The sequence below is a fragment of the Klebsiella sp. HMSC16A12 genome (genome assembly GCF_001808265.1).
GTDB lineage: Bacteria > Pseudomonadota > Gammaproteobacteria > Enterobacterales > Enterobacteriaceae > Klebsiella > Klebsiella pneumoniae.
Genome location: NZ_KV792519.1, coordinates 1 through 1,888, shown reverse-complemented (window position 1 = coordinate 1,888; position 1,888 = coordinate 1). Strand labels below are relative to the sequence as shown.

At 52.0% G+C, this 1,888-nt stretch carries 1 protein-coding gene and 2 pseudogenes; 1 reads left to right on the top strand and 2 read right to left on the bottom strand.

All coding sequences use genetic code 11. From position 1 onward, the window contains the following. Window positions 1-475: pseudogene (locus tag HMPREF3140_RS26745) on the bottom strand (IS3 family transposase); the annotation flags it as partial. Window positions 476-642: 167 nt separating this feature from the next. On the opposite strand from HMPREF3140_RS26745, the gene HMPREF3140_RS00455 reads away from it, so the two are divergent. Further along, window positions 643-1,611, top strand: coding sequence for an IS110 family RNA-guided transposase (locus HMPREF3140_RS00455; protein WP_004213807.1), 969 nt, complete (start codon window positions 643-645; stop codon window positions 1,609-1,611). Between the two features lie 18 nt (window positions 1,612-1,629). On the opposite strand, the pseudogene HMPREF3140_RS26740 reads toward HMPREF3140_RS00455, so the two are convergent. Further along, window positions 1,630-1,794, bottom strand: a pseudogene (locus tag HMPREF3140_RS26740) (transposase); the annotation flags it as partial. Window positions 1,795-1,888 lie beyond the last annotated feature (94 nt).

Sequence of the window (1,888 nt, the reverse complement as noted above, 5' to 3'; positions counted from 1 at the left end):
AGCAGCGCATTCTGACGCATGATGCGGTATACACGTTTGGTATTGATCACCGCCATGTCGTCAGTTTCTGATTGTCTGCGTAGCAGTGCCCATACCCGACGATAACCATAGGTGGGCAGATCGCCGATAACAGTATGGATACGGGCCAGCGCGTCAGTATCATCAGGCTTGCGCTTGCGTCGGCGATCCTGCCAGTTCTTCGACCTACTGACTATGGCATGCAGTTGCGCACGTGAGATCCGAAGGCAACGACTGACGAGGCCTATTTGCCATCCTCCGGCAACAAGGGCACGTGCGCTATCCACTTTTTTTGTCGGCCATATTCAATGGCTTCTTTCAGCAGCTCGTTTTCCATGGTTTTCTTGCCCAACAGGCGCTGCAGCTCTTTAATCTGCTTCATCGCAGATGCCAGCTCCGACGCGGGTACAACCTGTTCACCAGCGGCAACAGCAGTGAGACTGCCTTCCTTGTATCTTGAAGACTGATTAAAATTAATACGATTAGATTTGGCAAAACGTATGCAGCCCGATGCCTTCCAGGGTTCAAGCCCGTATATCAGCGACTGGCGCATACGCCGAGCCACTCATCTGAAACCCGAACAGTTGTCCGTATTCCATAACGTATTTGCAAGGAGGGGTAAAAATGAGTCAGCCAAATCCACTTTGTGTGGGCATCGATGTTTCCAAAGCCACACTGGACATCGCTGCCAGCAGTGATGTTGCTCAGTTTACAGTCAGCAATGACTCTGATGGCTTTAACGCGATTATTACCGGACTGAGACGGCACTCCGTTGCTCTGGTTCTGATGGAGGCCACTGGTGGGCTGGAAGTTGCGGTGGCCTGTTCGCTTCAGGCCGAAGGTTTTGAGGTTGCCGTGGTCAATCCCAGGCAGGCCCGTGACTTCGCCCGTGCAATGGGATATCTTGCGAAGACCGACCGAATTGATGCCAGAGTCCTCACGCAGATGGCTGAGGTTATTAATCGTCACCCTGAGCGGAAACGCTTTATCAGGGCACTGCCGGATGCTGAACGTCAGGCCCTTGCTGCGATGGTGGTTCGCAGACGCCAGTTGATTGCGATGTTGGTGGCTGAGCGTAACCGACTGCATCCATTCCATCCGCAGAACAAGAAAAGCATTAATACCATCATTAAAGCGCTGGAAGATGAGCTTGTCAGGCTCGAGAAAGAAATGGACAGTCACATCCGTAACCACTTTAAAGAGATTGCTGAGCGCCTGAGCAGTATCAAAGGTGTAGGCACCATGACCGTTTCCGCGATGTTGGCGGAGATTCCGGAACTGGGAACGCTCTCCCGGCGCGAAATCAGTGCGCTTATAGGTGTTGCTCCTGTCAACCGGGACTCAGGGACTATGCGTGGCCGGCGAACCATTTTTGGCGGCAGGGCTGGCGTAAGATCAGCACTGTACATGGCTGCGCTTGTGGCAACCCGCTTTAATCCGGTGATAAAAACGTTTTATGTGCGCCTGCTTGCAGCCGGAAAGGCCAAAAAAGTGGCGCTGGTAGCCTGTATGCGTAAGCTGCTTACCATCCTGAACGCAATGCTCAGAAAGAACGAAGAATGGGATGAGTCGTACCACCACGTTGCTCCATAATTTTTACCTTCAAGACAGTTGCTGATATTGCTTACGCCACAGGAACAGCTGACTGGCAGCAACACCATGCTGACGGGCGACCAGCGACACGGTCATTCCGGGTTCAAAGCTCTGCTGAACAATGGCGATTTTTTCCTGAACACTTCGCCGCCTGCGCTTCTCTGGACCTAAAACATCAATCATCCGGACTCCAACGACTAGTCTAAAAACTAGTATTAAGACTATCACTATTTTAAGGTGCTTGCGTGGCTTCTGTTTCTATCAGCTGTCCCTCCTG